General features: G+C 58.6%; 18 protein-coding genes. 6 read left to right on the forward strand and 12 right to left on the reverse strand.

The window, feature by feature from the left end:
* Positions 1–123: 123 nt before the first annotated feature.
* From H1Y61_RS15915 to H1Y61_RS15925, 3 genes are all read right to left on the reverse strand, one after another.
* On the reverse strand, positions 124–990 hold the full coding sequence (locus H1Y61_RS15915; protein ID WP_174110101.1) for a S49 family peptidase: 867 nt from the start codon (positions 988–990) through the stop codon (positions 124–126).
* A 106-nt stretch (positions 991–1,096) separates the two neighbouring features.
* Entirely contained in the window at positions 1,097–1,900 is an 804-nt protein-coding gene (locus H1Y61_RS15920) for a tRNA1(Val) (adenine(37)-N6)-methyltransferase (RefSeq protein WP_180573181.1), read from the reverse strand.
* A gap of 21 nt (positions 1,901–1,921) precedes the next feature.
* On the reverse strand, positions 1,922–2,152 hold the full coding sequence (locus H1Y61_RS15925) for a putative signal transducing protein (protein ID WP_041696271.1): 231 nt from the start codon (positions 2,150–2,152) through the stop codon (positions 1,922–1,924).
* A gap of 326 nt (positions 2,153–2,478) precedes the next feature.
* On the opposite strand from H1Y61_RS15925, the gene H1Y61_RS15930 reads away from it, so the two are divergent.
* The 4 genes from H1Y61_RS15930 to moaB all read left to right on the forward strand — a co-directional run bounded on the left by H1Y61_RS15930 (position 2,479) and on the right by moaB (position 7,248).
* Entirely contained in the window at positions 2,479–3,495 is a 1,017-nt protein-coding gene (locus H1Y61_RS15930) for a polyprenyl synthetase family protein (protein ID WP_174110099.1), read from the forward strand.
* 374 nt (positions 3,496–3,869) lie between these two features.
* Complete coding sequence (locus H1Y61_RS15935) at positions 3,870–5,729, forward strand: tetratricopeptide repeat protein (protein WP_087727361.1); 1,860 nt, start codon at positions 3,870–3,872, stop codon at positions 5,727–5,729.
* Between the two features lie 47 nt (positions 5,730–5,776).
* Positions 5,777–6,649: a 4-(cytidine 5'-diphospho)-2-C-methyl-D-erythritol kinase gene (locus tag H1Y61_RS15940; RefSeq protein ID WP_180573182.1), complete on the forward strand. Its 873-nt coding sequence runs from the start codon at positions 5,777–5,779 to the stop codon at positions 6,647–6,649.
* A gap of 50 nt (positions 6,650–6,699) precedes the next feature.
* Positions 6,700–7,248 carry a molybdenum cofactor biosynthesis protein B gene (gene moaB, locus H1Y61_RS15945; protein WP_180573183.1) on the forward strand — a complete coding sequence of 183 codons (549 nt, stop codon included), beginning with the start codon at positions 6,700–6,702 and terminating at the stop codon, positions 7,246–7,248.
* 67 nt (positions 7,249–7,315) lie between these two features.
* Here the strand turns inward: moaB and H1Y61_RS15950 are convergent, their stop codons facing one another.
* On the reverse strand, positions 7,316–7,837 hold the full coding sequence (locus H1Y61_RS15950) for a glycosyltransferase family 2 protein (protein WP_174110096.1): 522 nt from the start codon (positions 7,835–7,837) through the stop codon (positions 7,316–7,318).
* Positions 7,838–8,107: 270 nt separating this feature from the next.
* On the opposite strand from H1Y61_RS15950, the gene H1Y61_RS15955 reads away from it, so the two are divergent.
* Positions 8,108–9,265 (forward strand): PA0069 family radical SAM protein, encoded by a 1,158-nt coding sequence (locus H1Y61_RS15955; protein WP_180573184.1) that lies wholly within the window; start codon positions 8,108–8,110, stop codon positions 9,263–9,265.
* A 575-nt stretch (positions 9,266–9,840) separates the two neighbouring features.
* On the forward strand, positions 9,841–10,503 hold the full coding sequence (locus tag H1Y61_RS15960; protein WP_235680770.1) for a ribonuclease HII: 663 nt from the start codon (positions 9,841–9,843) through the stop codon (positions 10,501–10,503).
* Between the two features lie 153 nt (positions 10,504–10,656).
* On the opposite strand, the gene H1Y61_RS15965 is transcribed toward H1Y61_RS15960, so the two are convergent.
* The 8 genes from H1Y61_RS15965 to apbC all read right to left on the reverse strand — a co-directional run bounded on the left by H1Y61_RS15965 (position 10,657) and on the right by apbC (position 18,028).
* Positions 10,657–11,142 carry a F0F1 ATP synthase subunit B gene (locus H1Y61_RS15965; protein ID WP_174110094.1) on the reverse strand — a complete coding sequence of 162 codons (486 nt, stop codon included), beginning with the start codon at positions 11,140–11,142 and terminating at the stop codon, positions 10,657–10,659.
* 4 nt (positions 11,143–11,146) lie between these two features.
* Positions 11,147–11,731, reverse strand: a complete 585-nt coding sequence (locus H1Y61_RS15970) for a F0F1 ATP synthase subunit B (protein ID WP_174110093.1) — start codon at positions 11,729–11,731, stop codon at positions 11,147–11,149.
* A gap of 79 nt (positions 11,732–11,810) precedes the next feature.
* Positions 11,811–12,038 carry a F0F1 ATP synthase subunit C gene (locus H1Y61_RS15975; RefSeq protein WP_003588243.1) on the reverse strand — a complete coding sequence of 76 codons (228 nt, stop codon included), beginning with the start codon at positions 12,036–12,038 and terminating at the stop codon, positions 11,811–11,813.
* 67 nt (positions 12,039–12,105) lie between these two features.
* Complete coding sequence (locus tag H1Y61_RS15980; RefSeq protein ID WP_015915077.1) at positions 12,106–12,858, reverse strand: F0F1 ATP synthase subunit A; 753 nt, start codon at positions 12,856–12,858, stop codon at positions 12,106–12,108.
* Positions 12,859–12,935: 77 nt separating this feature from the next.
* On the reverse strand, positions 12,936–13,283 hold the full coding sequence (locus H1Y61_RS15985) for an AtpZ/AtpI family protein (RefSeq protein WP_015915076.1): 348 nt from the start codon (positions 13,281–13,283) through the stop codon (positions 12,936–12,938).
* Positions 13,284–13,603: 320 nt separating this feature from the next.
* The gene (locus H1Y61_RS15990) at positions 13,604–15,508 is read right to left on the reverse strand and encodes a potassium transporter Kup (protein ID WP_070151806.1); all 1,905 of its coding nucleotides are present in this window, start codon (positions 15,506–15,508) and stop codon (positions 13,604–13,606) included.
* 15 nt (positions 15,509–15,523) lie between these two features.
* Entirely contained in the window at positions 15,524–16,501 is a 978-nt protein-coding gene (locus tag H1Y61_RS15995; protein ID WP_409363944.1) for a magnesium transporter CorA family protein, read from the reverse strand.
* 360 nt (positions 16,502–16,861) lie between these two features.
* Positions 16,862–18,028, reverse strand: coding sequence for an iron-sulfur cluster carrier protein ApbC (gene apbC, locus H1Y61_RS16000; protein ID WP_180573187.1), 1,167 nt, complete (start codon positions 18,026–18,028; stop codon positions 16,862–16,864).
* Positions 18,029–18,377 lie beyond the last annotated feature (349 nt).

Here is an 18,377-nt window from a genome sequence, read left to right on the forward strand (position 1 = left end):
GCCTGCTCGCCCACGGATTACCACGTCCGTTGGAAAACCGACAGGACATCACTCTCCTTTATCAGGTCACCCGCATGTCCGAAAGCCCCGGTTCTCCCAAAAGACAAAGGACATCAAGGATATCTAAAGCCCATAGCGCGCCCAGAGCGCACGGTCTTCCAGCGTCTCCACAAGGCCTGCGGCAGCGGCGCTGCCGATATCACTGGGAGCAGAAAGCGCCGTGTCAACTCCCGGCAGACGTCGGCCGAACAGGCCACGCGCGCCGGAGATCAATTCCAGCCGGGCTGTCTTGCCATAACGCGCCTTGATCTCCTCGCGCATACTACCAAGGCCGTCCACCAGACCGAGCTCGAAACCCTTGCGCCCCGTCCAGAACAGGCCGGAAAACAGCTCCGGATTGTCGTTAAGCCGGATGCCGCGCCGTGTCTTGACCATGTCGATGAAAACATCGTGAATATCCAGCTGAAGGGTCTTCAGATAGTCGATATCGCTTTGTTTTTCCGGTTGAAACGGATCGAGCATCACCTTGTTTTCGCCCGCCGTATAAACGCGCCGCTCGACGCCGATCTTCTTCAGCAACTCGGGAAAGCCGAAACCGCCGGAGACGACGCCGATCGAGCCGACAATCGAGGTCGGGTCGGCAATGATTTCGTCGCCTGCAAGGGCGATCATATAGCCCCCGGAGGCTGCCACATCTTCCACGAACACCAGCACGGTCTTGCTGTGTTCATCGGCCAGTGTCCGGATGCGCTGAAAGATCATCCGCGATTGCACCGGCGAGCCGCCCGGCGAATTGAGCGACAGCACTACAGCCGGACTGTCCTTCAACTTGAAGGCTTTTTCCAGAAGTGGTGCGATAGCGGCGAGGTTCAGCGCCGGGCGAAACCGGCTGCCGCCGCTCATGATCGCGCCATGCAGCCGCACGACGGGAATGACGATTTCCTGCTTGCGAAACCGCTTCGGCACCCACCGCTTCCATAGACCCGCCATGCGTCACATCCTTTGCTGTTCCAAACCGAACAGTCATGTAAGTCTTGAAGGCGTAAACGCAATGGCAGGGCTCATTTTTGCCTGATGACCCAGCCGCAGCAACCTATCAGATCGTCTTGATGTCCAGCCTCGGATAGCCCCCCCGACCGTTGTTGAGCGCATCGACCTGAGGCAGGAAGGCGTGGCCTTCAGGCCCATGCATGATCAGCGGGCTTCGGAAGGTGAGCCGGGCGCGCGAGCCTTTAATCGCCGTCAGCAGCAGGCGGATCGCACTTTCGCCCTCCCTTGGATGGATGAGGGTGATCTCGATACCGCCAAAGCGTTTGCCGCAGGCGGCGATGATCTCGGCCACCGATTGCGGCCGGGCAATCAGCGACAATTGCCCGCCGGGTTTCATGATCGCACCAGCGGTGCGCAGCCAGCGTTCAAACAGATCCCCGTCCATTGCATGCGCCTCGGCCTTCAGGCTGTCAGGCGTCATACGATCGCGCCCGTCATTGAAGGGCGGGTTCATGATCACATGATCGAAAGCGTCGTCCGGCAATCCCGCCGCCCGGCGCGCCCGTCCCGTCAGCGTCACATCCGCCGCGACCAGGTTTACCCGGTCGGCCAGATGGGCATTTTCGGCCAGACCGAGGGTCTTTTGCGCATAGGACAACATGTCAGGGGAACGCTCAACCAGCGTCACCGTGGCCATCGGGAGACGCGAGGCAACAGCCAAACCCGCGCCACCGGCGCCAGCGCCCAGATCTGCAACCGTGCCACCCTCCCCCACCAACGCTGCCAAGAGCATGGCATCCATGCCAGCGCGATGACCACGGCCTTTTGGTTGCACGAGGAAAAAGCCGCCGCGATGAAAGGCATCGACGGTTTCGTTGATGATATCGGAGGCAGTCACCTCAAAAGCCATGGCCTTCTGTCCCGATCTCGCTTATGCCGCGCCGTCGCGCAATTCTGCGCCAAGACCGGCATCGATCAGGATGCGCCGCGCTTCCTCTGCCCGGCCCGGCTCGACCAGGAAACGGCGTGGCAAAAGCCCGAGCGATCCTTCCAGAATGCTCATCGACTGGTCGGCAATCAGGCTCTCGATACCGGCATCCTTCATCAGGCTCTGGGCAAAGGACAGTAAAACGGCGTCATTGGTGCGAATGAGTTCATGCATGCGATGATGAGTCCTATCAAATCTGCGGGATAGAGAAATTCCGCTCTTGCCGGGTCGCCAACCGCTTTTTATGTTTGTTTGAGCATTATGTCTCGAATTTTCGCGCAAACACCGCTTGATGACGCGACAGTCAGGCAAAAAAACCGTAAGTTGGGTCGAAGCGACGACAATTGCCCGATCCGGTTAGGCCAAATCCGGTTGGGCTAGGCCCGGTTGGGATTGAGATGACATTGAGCCTTGGATATAAGGGGCCAACGCGGTCTTGTGGTGTGTTAATCCACACGCTATCGCAGTCCTGATACAGGAATAAACAGGAGTCCGGACAGTTGGGCGCAGTGATACCGCTTGGTGACAAGAAAAACAAACAGGCCTCGGTGCAACCTCTGGTGGACCTGACCCGCAACGGCATGGAGCGGGTCAATCAACTGATCCTGTCCAAGGCCGGATCCGATGTCCAGATGATCCCGGAAGTCGCCAATCACCTGATTTCCTCTGGTGGTAAGCGCCTGCGCCCGATGCTGACGCTGGCCTCCGCCGCGATGTTCGGCTATGAAGGCGAAGGCCATATCAAGCTCGCCACCAGCGTCGAATTCATGCACACTGCCACGCTGCTGCATGACGATGTGGTGGATGAGAGCGACCTCAGGCGCGGCAAATCCACCGCCCGGATGATCTGGGGCAACCAGGCCAGTGTTTTGGTCGGCGATTTCCTGCTTGGCCAGGCATTTCGAATGATGGTCGAAGTCGGCTCGCTGGAAGCGCTGGATGTCTTGTCAACGGCGGCCTCGGTGATTGCCGAGGGCGAAGTGCTTCAGCTTTCGGTCGCCAAGAACATGGAAACCACCGAGGACGATTATCAGGCGGTCATTCGTGCCAAGACGGCGGCGCTGTTTGCCGCCGCCGCCGAAGTCGGTCCTATCGTCGCCGGAACGGACAAAGGTGCGCGCAACGCGCTCAAATCCTACGGCATGAATTTGGGCCTGGCCTTCCAGCTGGTCGATGATGCCCTGGATTACGGCGGCAAGGTCGCGGATCTCGGCAAGAATACCGGAGACGATTTCCGCGAGGGCAAGATCACCCTGCCAGTCATTCTCGCCTACCGGCGTGGCAACGAGGCCGAGCGGGGCTTCTGGCGCGAAGCGCTGGAAGGCGGCAGGCATGACGATGCCAATCTGGAAAAGGCCATGGGGCTGATTACCAAATATAACGGTCTTTCCGATACAGTGGCGCGGGCCATTCACTATGGCGACGTCGCCCGCGATGCCTTGGCGCCGGTGCCTGACGGCGTCTGGAAAGATGCCTTGATGGACGTCATCGATTTCTGCATCGAACGGGTCAGTTAAAACATTTCCAGCCAGACCATGTTGCGGTTTGGCATCTGGAAATACATCCACCAAAGACACCCGGTTTTCTTGAAACGCTGAAATGCTCCGACGTTCCTCCGGAAAACCGGGAGCCATTGCCGCTAACACGTTCCGGGAGGTTTTTATGTCACTTACGCAAAAAAGCCATTCTGTTGCCATCACATTGACTGGTCACGTGGGGGCAAGGCTCTTACATATCATGTTCCGGTCTCAGCGACCTGGCTGGCAGCGAGCCTCGCAGCCTTCTGATTCGCTGGCCTGATGTTGAATTTTCCGATCCGGCCAGAATGGCCGGTGACCCTGGTTGCCCGATCCGGTCGAATGACCGGTGATCTTGGTTGAAAGGCTTCTTCATGCGGCAGATCTTTGCCAAACGCTTCCTCTCGGGCACAGCGCTCCTGCTTCTGGTGTCCTTCAGCGGGGGCGTCCTCCCGTCCTTCCTGGCTCCGCCGGTAGCGATGGCGGCAGAAACGGCAAAACAGCCGGTCGATGGCTTCGATCTCGATGAGGTCGATACTCTGTCCGGCGCGTATCTGGCGGCCCGCACGGCCAACACCGACCGCGATTTCACGACCGCCGTGACCCTTTACGAGAAGGCGCTGCGTTTCGAACCGCAGGACCTGGAAATCCGCGAAAGCCTGATGCTGTCGCTGCTGATGGCTGGCCGCTTCGAGGAAGGCGCGAAATACGCCAACGAGCTGCGCAAGGATCAGGCCGTTGAGCGCATTACCGCTATTGTCCGCGGGCTGGAGGCTATCAAAGGCAAGAAATACCGCACGGCGGAAAAAGTCCTTGCCTATAAGGGGCCGAACGATCTCGACCGGCTGACCAATGCGCTGCTGACCGCTTGGGCGAAAATGGGCGCCGGGCGTGGCAAGGAAGCCCTTGCCGATCTCGACAAGATGAAAGGCCCGGACTGGTACGGCATTTTCAAGAATTACAATGCGGGCGTGATGGCTGCCGCGATTGGCGACGAGACCAAGGCCCGCAGCTATCTGAGCGGCGTTATCACTGACCGCGAGGGCGGCGCGACCGCGCCCGACACGTTCCTGCGTGCCGTCATGGCGCTGGCGACGCTGGAAGCCAAGACCGGCAACAAGCAGAAGGCACTCGATGCGCTGGCGGCTGGCGATGAAGTGTTGAACAATTATCCGCCCTTCAAGGCGATGCGCGAGCGGATCGAAAAGGGCGAGGTTCCCAAGCCGCAGGTGGCCACCGCTGATGAAGGGGCAGCCTCAGTGCTGTTTTCGATCGGTGGCGCTCTGAACCGCCAGGGAACCCAGGACACCGTTGCGCTGTATCTGCAATTGTCGCGGGCGCTCGATCCCGACAGCGCCGATACGCTGATCATGCTGGGTGGCATTGCCGAGGGCAACAAACAGACAGATCTGGCTATTTCCTTCTACAAGCAGGTGCCGGCCGAATCGCCGATGCGGCGGATTTCCGAAATGCAGCTGGGTCTGGCGCTGGCCGAAACCGGCAAGGTCGAGGAATCCAAGGCCCATCTGAAATCGCTGATCGCCTCGGATCCGCAGGATATCCGCTCCTATCTGGCCTATGGCAGCGTGTTGTCGGATGCCAAGGACTACACCGAAATGGCCGCCAATTACGACAAGGCAGCGGAGATTCTTGGTTCGGCCCCCGGAAAGAACCAGTGGCCGGTGTTTTTCCAGCGCGGCATTGCCTATGAACGCCTGAAGAAATGGGATCAGGCCGAGCCGAACTTCCGCAAGGCGCTGGAGCTTAATCCCCAGCAGCCACAGGTTCTCAACTATCTCGGCTATTCCTGGGTGGATATGAACCGCAATCTCCAGGAGGGCCTGGAGATGATCAAGAAAGCCGTCGAGCTGAAGCCTGATGATGGCTATATCGTTGATTCGCTCGGCTGGGCCTATTATCGGCTGGGCCGATATGACGAGGCGGTCGAGGAACTGGAGCGTGCCGTGCAGTTGAAGGCCGGTGACGCGACGATCAACGACCATCTGGGCGACGCCTATTGGCGGGTTGGCCGCAAACTGGAAGCCACCTTCCAGTGGCGACAGGTCCTGGCGTTCAAGCCGGAACCCGAACTGATCGCTACGGTGCAGGAAAAGCTGGAAAAGGGATTGCCGGACCTGCCTGCTGGGCCTGGGGCAGCCGAAGCCACACCGCCGGTCGCCCCGGCGCCCGCACCTGCCCCGCAGACGCCGGATCAACCTGAAAAGAAGTCCTGAGCATCGTTGATGCCTTGGTTTTCAAACAGGGCGAGGCAGGAAGCCGAATGACCGAATTTCGTGAAATTGCAGCGGCAAAGATCAATCTTGCCCTGCATGTCACGGGCAGGCGGAATGATGGCTACCACCTGCTCGATACACTCGTGTCATTTGCCGAACATGGCGACGTGATTACGGTTAAAACGGCCCGACAGGACGAATTTACCCTGTCAGGGCGGTTTGCCGGCCCGCTTCAGTCGGAAGATCCGGCTGGAAACCTGGTTATCCGGGCGCGGGATCTGTTGCGGACAGCCACGCTGGCTAAGGGCCTTACCGCCCCGCCCGTTGCCATCACCCTCCACAAAAATCTGCCGATTGCATCCGGCATCGGCGGCGGCTCAGCCGATGCCGCAGCCACGCTGAGGGCTTTACAGCACCTCTGGGACAGCCATCTTGAGCCAGCGGCCCTGGAGGATCTGGCCCTAAAGCTGGGAGCAGATGTGCCGATGTGCCTTGCCAGCACATCCTTGCGCGCCACAGGCATTGGCGAAGACCTGACACCCCTGCCAGCCTTGCCACGCTTTGGCCTCCTGCTCGGCAATCCGTTGCAGGCGGTCTCGACACCGGCGATCTTCAAGGCGATGACCAGGCGCGATAATCCACCGATTGGCCCGCTGCCACCTTTAGCTGAGCAAGCCCTATGGACAGAGACGCTCCGCCGATTGCGCAATGATCTGCAACCCGCCGCCGAAACCTTGTGTCCGCACATTGCCCAGCTTTCCCGGATGATCGAAGCAACCGGCGCGCTTGTCACCCGGATGTCAGGCTCCGGGGCCACCTGTTTCGGCCTTTATCCTACCTATGAAGCAGCTGTCGCCGCTGAAAAATTGCTTATCACGGAGAAGCCTGATTGGTATTTTCAGGCGAGCCAGACTCTATAAACTATCGCGTGGTTCGGAATTGACCGGACATGCTGTATCGGAGACCCGACATGCCCGGACTGGACGAAACACGCACTTTTATTCCCCTCGGCTTCGCCGTTCTGACGGTGTCGGACAGCAGGACATTGACCGATGACCGCTCTGGCGATGTGCTGGTCGAGCGGATCGAGACGGCTGGGCATCAGCTCATCGACCGCGCCATCGTCACCGACGATGCCGATCGGATCGCCAACCAAGTGCGCGCCTGGAGCCAATCGCAGGATGTCGACGTGATCATCACCACCGGTGGCACCGGTTTTACCGGTCGGGATGTGACGCCGGAGGCGGTGGAGCCGCTGTTCGACAAGCGGATGGACGGATTTTCCGCCGTGTTTCACCGAATTTCCTATGATAAGATTGGCACCTCGACCATCCAGTCGCGCGCCACAGCCGGGCTTGCCAATGGCACGTTCGTTTTCGTCCTGCCCGGCTCTCCCGGTGCCTGCAAGGACGGTTGGGATGGCATTCTCGCGCAACAGTTGGACTATCGCTACCGGCCCTGCAATTTCGTGGAAATCATGCCACGGCTGGCCGAGCATCTGAAGCGGGACAAGGTGTAAAACAAAAACACTGGCTGGGCCGATATGGGGGCAAGCCCAGCAAGCCTGGGGCCCTTAAGAGGCAAAGTTAAGCCCGTGCCTGGCGGACCACCCAAGCTGGCACCATTTCACTCGACAGCGCCCTCCCCCTCAGCCCAGCGACCAGATCAGCGAGCTTCATGCCCGTCTTGACCAGGGATTGAGCTTGGCTCTTTTGCAGCAGAAATCCTTGTTCCAACGGCGGGCCGCGCCGGGTGAAGCGCCGAAAAAACGGACGCTTATGATGCCTTGAGGGTGAAAACCGGGCTGGCGCGCTGTTCAGCGCCACATATTCCGCCACTTCCTCGATCCATCCAGAGGATGGCCGGGCGCCTGGCTCGACCAGCAGCAACCACTCGCCCCTGGCTGCCGCAACCACATCTCGCAAATCCCAAATCATATGAAATCGGCAGCCCGCTGCATCGGCCAACCGCGACGTCCCATCGCTGGACCCATGATCCAGAACAACCACATCACAAATAATACCCTGCACCGCCCCGGCGACAAGGGTGGTCAAGGTTTGCGCCAATTCGCTTTCCTGATCGTGGCATTCGATAATAACAGTCAACATCCGTTACTCATACCGCAATGCATCATGCTTTACCACGGGTGAACCGTGCTTGACTGGAATTTGATCGAGGACAGATCCGCAAGTGGAGGGAGCAGGACATGCTGCTTTTTACTTCTCATTGCGACGATTGAATATATTTTTTGGTGTATTTTTGATTTTACGCAATCCATGATTACGTTTTCGAGAGCAGCATTTTGTTCTTGCATTGTTCTCTTTTTAGAGCTAAATCTGAGCTCATGAAAGGGCCGGTTGGCCCGTCAGGAGTTCCAAATGACCGTACTGTCTGATGTCAGGCAGGCTGCCTTTCAGCCTGCCAATACGGCGGATATTGCCGACGTGCTACTGGTCGCCTCAGGGCTTCGGGTGGATGGCGCACGCAGGCGTGGACGCGGCGCGGGGCTCAATCCCTCCGGGCGTTTCGAGACGCTGGAGCGGCAGTTGGAAGACGATGGCTGGGCAAGCCTCGAAGACATGCCGCCTTTCCGCACCGAAGTCCAGGTGGAACGGCCAAAGACCGTGATTACCCGCAATGATTCGCCGGACATTCCCTTTGATCGGTCGGTCAATCCCTATCGCGGCTGTGAGCATGGTTGCATCTATTGTTTTGCCAGGCCGAGCCACAGTTATATGGGCCTGTCTCCAGGGCTTGATTTTGAAGCCCGGCTGTTTGCCAAGCCGGATGCGCCGAAACTATTGGAGCGCGAACTGTCCAAGCCCGGCTACAAGCCCCGCACCATCGCCATCGGTACCAATACCGATCCTTATCAGCCCATCGAGCGGGAATGGCGGATCATGCGGCAATTGCTTGAGGTGCTGAAAGAGGCCAGTCATCCGGTTGCCATCGTCACCAAGTCGGCAATGGTGCTACGCGACATCGATATTCTGGCCGATATGGCCGAAAAGGGCCTGGCCAAGGTCGGTATTTCAGTCACCACGCTGGACCGCAAGCTGGCCCGGACCATGGAGCCGCGCGCCTCGACCCCAAGCCGTCGGCTGGAGGCGATCAAGGCCCTGAGCGAGGCTGGCATCTCGACCAGCGTATTGGTGTCGCCGATCATTCCCGCCCTCAATGATCATGAAATTGAGCGTATCCTCGATGCTGCCAAGGCAGCCGGAGCCTCGGAGGCGAGCTATGTCCTGTTGCGCCTGCCATTGGAGGTCAGCCCGCTGTTTCGTGACTGGCTTCTGCAACATTATCCCGACCGCTATCGCCATGTCATGTCACTGGTGCGCTCTATGCGCGACGGCAAGGATTACGATGCGGAATTCGGCAAGCGGATGAAGGGCACCGGCCCCTATGCCTGGCAGATCAGCCGCCGTTTCGAGATAGCCACCAAACGCCTCGGCATGGGCCGTCGGAGCATGCAATTGCGCGACGATCTGTTCATCCCGCCTATGGGCAATGGTGTGCAGCTATCGCTGCTGTAACGAACCATTGTTCGGCTTGGCAGCGTGGGCGCAAGAGAGTGAAAGCTTTGGCGCCTCCGCCCCGGACCTCGGACTATCCATCCAACCCGGCACCACGCACATAAATTTCAACCTTCTCTTTCCGAGGCCACACCGCCTACCGCAAGGGCGGCCCTCGGAAATGCCGGAAGCGGTTTCCTTGACCGCTTGTCCGGCGCGGCGTCGCGTCTCGGGTAGAAGGATCGACCCCTTTCGATCCATCTGCATCAAGGCGACGCCGAAGCCTTTTACCAACAGCCACTAACAGTGGCTGTTGGTATTCTGCCGTCTTGTCCATTTGAGATAATCTTACTGGCCGCCAAAGCAGGGATGCATGAGGTTCTTCCAACATTGGCAGTTGTCATAGCCTGACCCTACCTATGCTTGTTACGATCTCGGTCCGATGCAATAATGTCGCCATGGCAGGCATGGCTGTCACACTAAGACATGCCGCTGTAGCTCTTTATGCCTGTTGCATAATTCTTTCAGCCGATTCTGGTTTAAAGAATTACGCAACAGGCTTGCAAGCCGGGCGGGTGATGTGCGAGGTCTGCGGCATGCCAAAACGTTCTCCATCCGACATGCACGATCTTTTCACCCTGCCCCAGACCGGGCCGGATTTTTCGATAGAAGAAAGTTTCCGAGCCACGGGTTGCTGGCCAGTGGCGGGCACGGATGAGGCCGGACGCGGCCCCCTGGCGGGGCCGGTGGTGGCCGCAGCGGTCATTCTTGACCCCGACGCCATTCCTGACGGTCTCAACGATTCGAAGAAACTTACGGCGGCCAGACGCGAGGCGCTTTTCATTCAGATCCTGGCAACGGCAACGGTCTCCATCGCCTCTTCAGGCTCCGACCATATCGACCGGCGGGATATTCGCAAAGCCAGCCTCGACGCCATGCGCCGGGCCGCAGCCGGGCTTTCACTCGCCCCCGCCCATCTGCTTTGCGATGGCCGGGACGTTCCCCCAGGGCTGATCTGTGACGGCACTGCCGTCATCAAAGGCGACGCAAGATCGCTCTCCATTGCCGCCGCATCGATTGTCGCCAAGGTCATGCGAGATCGGATGATGACGCGAGCCGCCTTGGTCTTCCCTCAATACGGCTTTGATGCCCATGCGGGCTACGGCACCAAGGTCCACCAGAAAGCCATTGCCGACCATGGTCCCTGCCCTCTTCACCGGATGAGTTTTAGTCCTCTGCGCCTATCGGATGAACCGTGACAAAATGAGAATATAGTCGGTACAGATTGCAACAGAGATATTTTTATTTTTTTCGAAAAACGGGTTCGATTGTCGTCTGACTAACACTGCCAACACCCAGACATGAAAAAGCCGGGCTGAACCCGGCTTTCAATTCATCCTCGATGATCAATCTCAGTTCAGGCGGTTTTTTACTTCGCTTACAGACGAATTAAACAGGCCTGACTGCAACTGCCCATCGACTTTCTGCTTCAACAGGGTCTCTGCAGCCGAGATTGCAAGATCGACAGCAGCTGAGCGAACCGCATTGATGGCGTCGGTTTCAGCCTGCTTGATCTTCTGTTCCGACAGCGCATTGCGGCGCTGAACGAATTCCTCTGTCTTCTGACGGGCTTCTTCCGTCAGGGCGGCGGCTTCGCGCTCGGCAGCTTCAACGATGGCCTGGGCTTCCGCTTCAGCCTGTTTGCGCTTGGCCCGATATTCCTCCAGCAATTGCTGGGCTTCTTCTCGCAGGCGCTTGGCTTCCGCCAATTCGTCACGGATATTGTCTGCCCGCGCATCCAGCGACTTCGCCATCATGCCCGGGACTTTGAGATAGGCAATCAGTGCCAGAAACAGCACCAGGCCAACAAAGGCGAAGAAAGTTGCATCATATTGCATCGGTTCAGCCCCTCTTGCCGGCGGCAACAGCCGATTGCGCATCTGCTACGGTGACATTTGCACCGGTCAGCTGCTCAACGATGGCGGCAACGGTTTCTGTGGCAATCGTATCGACCTCGGCAAAAGCCTTGGTCTTGATTGCTGCAATGCTGGCTTCCGCAGCAGCAACCTTGCTGGACAGCTCGGCCTCAACAGCAGCGCGGTCGGCGGCAGCCTTGGCCTTGGCGGCGTCCCGCGCGGCAGAGGCAATCTGGTTGCCCTTCGCCTTGGCGGCGGTCAATTCTTTTTCATAGGTTTCGACTTCGGCATCCGCTTCCGCCTTCAGGCGGCTGGCCTCATCGATATCCTTGGCGATACGGTCGTGACGATTTTCGAGGATACCGCCGACGCGTGGCACGATGACCCGCTGCATCAGAATGTAGAACAGGCCAAAAGTGATGACCAGCCACAAGAGCTGCGATGGGAAGGTAGAATGGTCGAAGGGCGGAAATACGCCTCGTCCATGTCCGGCTTCCGCGGGAACGCCGGTTTCCGTGTGGGTCTCAGCCGCTGCCGGGACTTCCTCGGCATAGGCGGGGGTAACGAACATACTCGCCTCCAGTATCCTGCTAATACAAAAGATCACGGCCGACATCGAAGGCCGGCCGTGATCCTGAACTGCGCTGAAATCAGACAGCGAACAGGAGCAGGAGGGCTACGAGCAGCGAGAAGATGCCCAGAGCTTCCGTAACGGCGAAGCCGAATACCAGACGGCCAAACTGGCTGTCAGCGGCAGACGGATTGCGCAGTGCGCCCGACAGATAGCTGCCGAAAATGTTGCCAAGGCCGAGAGCCGTGCCGGCCATGCCAAAGCAAGCCAGACCTGCGCCGATGAACTTTGCTGCTTCCGCTTCCATGAGAGTACTCCTTTGAAATGGTTATTGCGGCGAATGACTGACGCTTGTTACGCCAATGTCGATATCCTTAGTGCCCACCGGGATGGATTGCGTCGTTCAGGTACATGCAAGTCAGTACCGCGAAGACGTAAGCCTGAAGGAAGGCAACCAGGAACTCCAGACCGGTCAGTGCGACGGTCATAGCGAGAGGAAGGAGCGCGCCACCGACGCCAAGGGCGCCAAGGCTGCCAAGCGAGGCAACGAAGCCCGCAAACACCTTCAATGTGATGTGGCCTGCCAGCATATTGGCAAACAACCGGATCGACAGAGAAATCGGGCGCGACAGGAACGAGATCACCTCGATCGGCACCACGAGTAACAAGAGAGCGCCAGGGACGCCAGAGGGCACGAACAAATTGAGGAAGCCAAGGCCGTGCTTGTAGAAACCATAGACCAACACCGTGCCGATCACAAAAATCGCCAACGCAAAGGTGACGACGATCTGGCTGGTGATGGTGAAGAAATAGGGCATCATGCCGAGAAGGTTCGCGGTCAACACGAACATGAACAGCGAGAACACCATGGGGAAGAATTTCATCCCGTGGCTGCCCGCCCCTTCCCGCAGCATCGACGCCACGAATTCATAGGACATTTCCGCGACCGACTGCGCCCGACCGGGAATCAGACCGCGATTGGATGTGGCGAAATAGAGGAAGCCAGCTGCGCAGGCCACCGTCGCCACCATGAACAGCGAGGCGTTGGTGAACGAAAAATCAATGCCACCAATCTCGATCGGAACAATCTTGTGGATCTGGAACTGATGGGTCGGATCGTTTGACACCTGGTGATCTCTCTCGCTTTTGCCACCCTCAGGCAGCGTTCCTTACCTCGTCCGCCGGATGCCAGGCATCCGCCGTGTTATTTCCCTTTGCCGTCCGAACTGCGATCCGCAGGATGGGGCGAAGCCACCTTTCCCGCCGCACGCAGCACGTTCAGCACACCGGCGCAAAACCCCAGCAACAGGAGGACGATAAGTCCCCAAGGCGAGGTTCCGGCAAAATGATCGATCAGGAAGCCCAGAATGATACCGACGATGATGGCGGAAAGGAATTCGCTGGAGAGTTTCATGGCCTGGGCATAACCTTTTCGGCTTGCCTGCGCCCGCTCGTCCTGTGCGGCCTCTTCCCCCGTCCGCAGATCCTTCGCAGCCAGCTTGGCTCCGAGATGGCTGCGACGCCGTTCCAATTCTCTTTCCTGATCGTCCATGCGCCCTCCCCGTCCGATCCCGGTCCGGCTGCTAAAGCCTTGTCCGAGTATGCAAACAGCTCGGATTTACACATGGTCCGACCGGTTCTGAATTTGGCCGCACCATAATTTTGCGAGCTTTGATAGTCAAGGCATTGCCAAGGGTTGTTTCACGACAAATTAACCGAATAAAATCAATTTGTTAGTCGAAATTTTCGAATTCCCCACAGAAAGTGGCATGAAAAAGCCGCGTTCCGGGCGGTGAATTCCCGGAATCGCCTCCGGACTTGACATGGCTTTGTGGCGATGCCCTTCGCGCGAAACATCGCCACAAATAACCCTCAGATGATCACATGCGAGCCAAGTTCGACGACGCGATTGGCCGGAAGCCGGAAGTAATCCGAGGGGTCGGTTGCCGAATTGGCAAGCGCGATGAACAGCCTGTCCTGCCAGTTTGGCATGCCTGCCTTGGCATCCGGCACGAGCTTGCGGCGGCCGAGATAGAAGGAGGTGGACATGATGTCGAATTTCAGCCCGCCCTTGCGCAGCTTGGCCAGCGCCTGCGACACATTCTGCTGTTCCATATAGCCGAAGCGGATCTCCACCCGGCTGAACCGTTCCGACAGGCTTTCGGCCACGAAGCGTTCCGCTTCGCTGGCGCGGGGCCGGTTGACGGTCTTGATGGTCAGGATGATGTTTTTCTCATGCAAAACGTGGTTGTGCTTGAGATTATGCAGCAGCGCCGCAGGCGCCGTTTCCGGGTCGCTGGTCAGGAAAATTGCCGTCCCCGGCACACAGACCGGCGCATGCTCACTCTTGCGCTCCACCGAGGAAATGAACGAGGACAGCGGAATATCAGCATGGCGGGTCTTGGCAAACAGGATGGCCGTGCCGCGCCGCCACGTCCACATGACGATGGTGAAGCCAGCCGCAAACAGCACTGGGATATAGCCGCCATCGTGGATCTTCAGCAGATTGGCACCGAGGAAAACCGTTTCCAGCGCCAGAAGCGGTACGATAACCAGAAGCGCCACGAAAACCGACCATTTCCACTTCTTGCGCACGAATTCGAACGCCATGATGGTCGTGACGACCATGGCGCCGGTGACGGAAATACCATAGGCGGTGGCCAGCGCGTCAGAGCTTTCAAACAACAGCACCAGACTGAGAACGCCGAGCAGCAGTAGCGTGTTGACGGCAGGAAGATAGATCTGTCCGGTATTGGTTTCCGAGGTGAACAGGATTTCCATGCGCGGCAGGAAGCCGAGATGGATGGCCTGACGCACCATGGAAAACGCCCCTGTTATCACCGCCTGGCTGGCGATAACCGTGGCCGCCGTCGCCAGGATGATGACCGGCAGGATGGCCCAGCTTGGAAACATCAGATAGAAAGGGTCCGATGCCATGGCCGGGTCCTTCAGCACCAGCGCGCCCTGGCCGAGATAGTTCAGCACCAAGGCCGGAAACACCAGCACGAACCACGCCCACTGGATCGGACGACGGCCAAAGTGGCCAAGGTCGGCATAGAGTGCTTCGGCGCCGGTGACGGTCAGGAAAACCGCGCCCAGCACGACGAAGCCGAGAAATTTCTCCTGAAACAGGAAGGTCACGGCATGAATCGGATTGAAGGCCCGGAAAATCGCCGGATCGTCGAAAATATGGCCGATACCGCCTGCCGCCATCACCAGGAACCAGACCACGGTGATCGGCCCGAAGAAATTGGCGACCGCGCCCGTACCGCGCGACTGCACGGCAAACAGCACGATCAGGATCACCACCGAGATCGGCACGATAAAGCCGGAGGATTGCGGCGCCACCAGTTTCAAGCCTTCCACCGCCGACAGAACCGACAGCGCAGGCGTGATCATGGCATCGCCCAGAAACAGCGCTGCGCCAACCAGGCCCAGCACCATCAGCACAACGGTATGACGCCCGGCCGATTTGCTGAGCAGGGCCAGCAGCGACAGGGTGCCGCCTTCGCCGTCATTGTCGGCGCGCAGCAGAAACAGCACATATTTCAGCGTGACGATGATCGTCAGCGTCCAGACGATCAGCGAGGTCAGCCCGATCACCTCGAAACGGGTAATGCCGTCATGGGCAATCGGCTTCAGGGCCTCGCGAAATGCATAGAGCGGGCTGGTGCCGATATCGCCGTAGACGACGCCGACCGAACCGAGCGCCAGCAGCATCAGACTGCGCACGTCTTTCTTTTCGGCCGGTGCTGCGTGGGTGTTTTCCTGGGACATCAATCTTACAGGCTCTCAGAGCCAGCCTTTCGAGCGGAAGAACAGGAAGGGAATGATCGCGGACAGAACCATGACGATCAGAGCAAATGGGTAGCCAAGCAGCCACGTCAACTCCGGCATGACCTGAAAGTTCATTCCATAGATGGAAGCGACCAGCGTCGGTGGCAAAAATACCACCGATGCAATCGAGAAAATCTTGATGATCGAATTCTGTTCGACATTGATCAGGCCAAGCGAGGCATCGAGCATGAAACTGATATTGCTGGCGATGAAACCGGCATGTTCGGACAGGGATTGAATATCGTGGGCGACGACCTGACAGAGGTCGCGGGCTTGCGCATTGGACTTGACCGGTTCCACCGACAGCAGGAAGGACGACAGCCGCGACAGGGATGCCAGGCTGTCGCGCGTCTTGCTGACCCGCCGATGATGGCTGGCAATATCGAACAGCCGGTCTTCCAGAAAGCGCGCCGCCCGGCGCTTGGTCCGACTGCGATCAACGAATACATCGCCGGACAGCGCATCGACCCGCATACCGGCAATTTCCAGAATTTCGGCGGTGCGGTCGACGACCGTTTCCAAAAGACGCGCCAGCATGACCGCGTTGGAGGTGCAATGGGCCTGATTGCGGCTGAGGGCTGCGGTAAACAGGCCAAAAGCGCGGGGTTCGGCATAGCGCACGGTGACCAGACGCCCCCCGCCCAGAATGAAGGCGACATCGGCCAGATGCGGCAGGTCCGATTCGGCCTTACAGATCAGCGATGCGGTCATGTAAACGCCATGATCGTCCATATACAATCGGCTGGAGGGCTCGATATCCTTGAGGTCGTCACGGGTGGGAAGCGGCAGGCCCAGCAAGCGTTCGGCCAAAGCCTCCTCTGTCCTGTCAGGATTGAGAAGATCGAGCCATAGAACATCTTTGTCCAGCACCGCTGGCGCATCGCTGGGCAGGATCATATCTGCCGTCCCGTCACACCTGTAAGCTTTGATCAAACGTTCGACACCTTTGCCCGATGACGGACAGTGCCGTCAGCCACAGTATTCCCATGGACATCCATGAAAACCTGCGATGATTTACCCTTGCCGATACTCATGAGGATCAGTCACCGCCGCCGGAAGACTGCCGCCGCTCATGGTCCATGCTCAACGGGCAAGCAATATCACCTGCCGTCAGGATGGCAAGGATAATTGCGCGCCCGCAATTGATCCTGATCAATGCAACCTGAGGAAAGATCTTTTACACAGCATCCGCCAGGGTAGCGAGATCCTGTTGCATTTCCGCCGGAACCCTACAACCGTGCGGTCCGCCGTTGCAGTATCAATCTGCAACGGCGGCTCTATTCTGTGCTGATCTCATTCAAAAGTAATCGTCGGCGCCTGTCGTGTTGAATGCCGCTCGACCTCGCGCCAGACGCGGGTGGCGATCTCGCGGTAGACAAGCGCCTGGGGGCTCTCCGGCTCGGCAACCACCACCGGGGTGCCAGCATCGGAATGTTCACGGATGGAAATCGTCAACGGCACTTCGCCCAGGAATGGCGCACCAATGGCTTCGGCTTCGGCTTTGGCGCCACCATGACCGAAAATATCGTAACGGGCGCCGGTATCGGGAGCGATGAAATAGCTCATGTTCTCGATGACGCCGAGCACCGGCACTTCGACCTTCTTGAACATGTTGATACCCTTGCGGGCATCGATCAGCGCCAGGTCCTGCGGGGTGGAGACGATCACCGCACCGCTCAACGGCACTTGCTGGGCCATGGTCAATTGCGCATCGCCCGTGCCTGGCGGCATGTCCACGACCAGCACGTCCAGCTCACCCCAAGCCACTTCGCGCAACATCTGCATAAGTGCCGATTGTACCATCGGGCCACGCCAGATCATCGCGGTGCCCTCATCCACCAAAAAGCCGATGGACATCGCCTTCAGGCCATAATTTTCCATAGGCACGATAATGCGCCCGTCGATCTGCTGCGGTCGCCCGGAAATGCCAAGCAGGCGCGGCATCGAAGGACCATAGACATCGGCATCGAGAATGCCGACCTTCAAGCCATTGGCCAGCAAAGCCAGAGCCAGATTGACCGCCGTGGTGGATTTGCCGACGCCCCCCTTGCCGGAAGCCACCGCGATGATCGCGCCGATACCGGGAATGCCAGCCTTGGCCGGGCGGGCCGGCTGGCTTGGGGCCGGTGCATGAGAATGCCCGTGTGAATGGGAATGCGAGTGGGAAGGATTGGGTGCTGAGGGTGCAGGCGGCGTCGATGGCGATCCGGCCTTGCGCTCGGCTGTCAGGCTGACAAGCACTCCCTTGACGCCGGCAAGCGCCTTGACACTGCGCTCCGCCGCCTGGCGCAAAGGCTCAAGCTCCCGGGCGCGCTCCGCCGGAACATTAATGGAGAGATAGACCTTGGCGTCGGAAATGAACACGTCCGATACCATGCCGAGATCGACAATATTGCCCTCGAGATCGGGGCCGCGCACGGTCTTCAGAGCTTCAAGAACAGTGTTTTTATCGAGCGTCATGGATCCGCTTCCTTGGTGAAGGCCGGGACACTCGACTGGAAATTGTCCGCGCCCGACGAAACGTGTGAGTGACGCTCAAATAAGGTTTTATCGCCTGCAACGGAAGAGCCAAAAACAAACGCCGCCAAAACCATTGCCCTGAAGCACGGTTAAGGCGGCGTTTTGTGAGGGCGATTTCCAGACCGCCCTTCTCCAAGTCCCCTCTGGACCCTGTTGCTATATTTGAAGCACAAACCGTGCCAGTTCGAAGAATTGGGCTTTTCATCCGGTAAACCCTGTCAAATCACCGGAGACGCCGCCAATTAGCTGAAGAAATCACCACAATCCAGCCGCGCCATTCCGGCAACTG

The organism is Agrobacterium vitis (assembly GCF_013426735.1).
GTDB lineage: Bacteria > Pseudomonadota > Alphaproteobacteria > Rhizobiales > Rhizobiaceae > Allorhizobium > Allorhizobium vitis_D.

What these genes read in the sequence shown, in the direction of transcription:
- H1Y61_RS15920 (WP_180573181.1), bottom strand. Translation starts at nt 1,900, where the DNA reads ATGGCTTTTGAGGTGACTGCCTCCGATATCATCAACGAAACCGTCGAT.
- H1Y61_RS15925 (WP_041696271.1), bottom strand. Translation starts at nt 2,152, where the DNA reads ATGCATGAACTCATTCGCACCAATGACGCCGTTTTACTGTCCTTTGCC.
- H1Y61_RS15990 (WP_070151806.1), bottom strand. Translation starts at nt 15,508, where the DNA reads ATGTCCCAGGAAAACACCCACGCAGCACCGGCCGAAAAGAAAGACGTG.
- H1Y61_RS15950 (WP_174110096.1), bottom strand. Translation starts at nt 7,837, where the DNA reads ATGTTGACTGTTATTATCGAATGCCACGATCAGGAAAGCGAATTGGCG.
- H1Y61_RS15975 (WP_003588243.1), bottom strand. Translation starts at nt 12,038, where the DNA reads ATGGAAGCGGAAGCAGCAAAGTTCATCGGCGCAGGTCTGGCTTGCTTT.
- H1Y61_RS15915 (WP_174110101.1), bottom strand. Translation starts at nt 990, where the DNA reads ATGGCGGGTCTATGGAAGCGGTGGGTGCCGAAGCGGTTTCGCAAGCAG.
- H1Y61_RS15940 (WP_180573182.1), top strand. Translation starts at nt 5,777, where the DNA reads ATGACCGAATTTCGTGAAATTGCAGCGGCAAAGATCAATCTTGCCCTG.
- H1Y61_RS15965 (WP_174110094.1), bottom strand. Translation starts at nt 11,142, where the DNA reads ATGCAATATGATGCAACTTTCTTCGCCTTTGTTGGCCTGGTGCTGTTT.
- H1Y61_RS15985 (WP_015915076.1), bottom strand. Translation starts at nt 13,283, where the DNA reads ATGGACGATCAGGAAAGAGAATTGGAACGGCGTCGCAGCCATCTCGGA.
- apbC (WP_180573187.1), bottom strand. Translation starts at nt 18,028, where the DNA reads ATGACGCTCGATAAAAACACTGTTCTTGAAGCTCTGAAGACCGTGCGC.
- H1Y61_RS15970 (WP_174110093.1), bottom strand. Translation starts at nt 11,731, where the DNA reads ATGTTCGTTACCCCCGCCTATGCCGAGGAAGTCCCGGCAGCGGCTGAG.
- moaB (WP_180573183.1), top strand. Translation starts at nt 6,700, where the DNA reads ATGCCCGGACTGGACGAAACACGCACTTTTATTCCCCTCGGCTTCGCC.
- H1Y61_RS15935 (WP_087727361.1), top strand. Translation starts at nt 3,870, where the DNA reads ATGCGGCAGATCTTTGCCAAACGCTTCCTCTCGGGCACAGCGCTCCTG.
- H1Y61_RS15960 (WP_235680770.1), top strand. Translation starts at nt 9,841, where the DNA reads ATGCCAAAACGTTCTCCATCCGACATGCACGATCTTTTCACCCTGCCC.
- H1Y61_RS15955 (WP_180573184.1), top strand. Translation starts at nt 8,108, where the DNA reads ATGACCGTACTGTCTGATGTCAGGCAGGCTGCCTTTCAGCCTGCCAAT.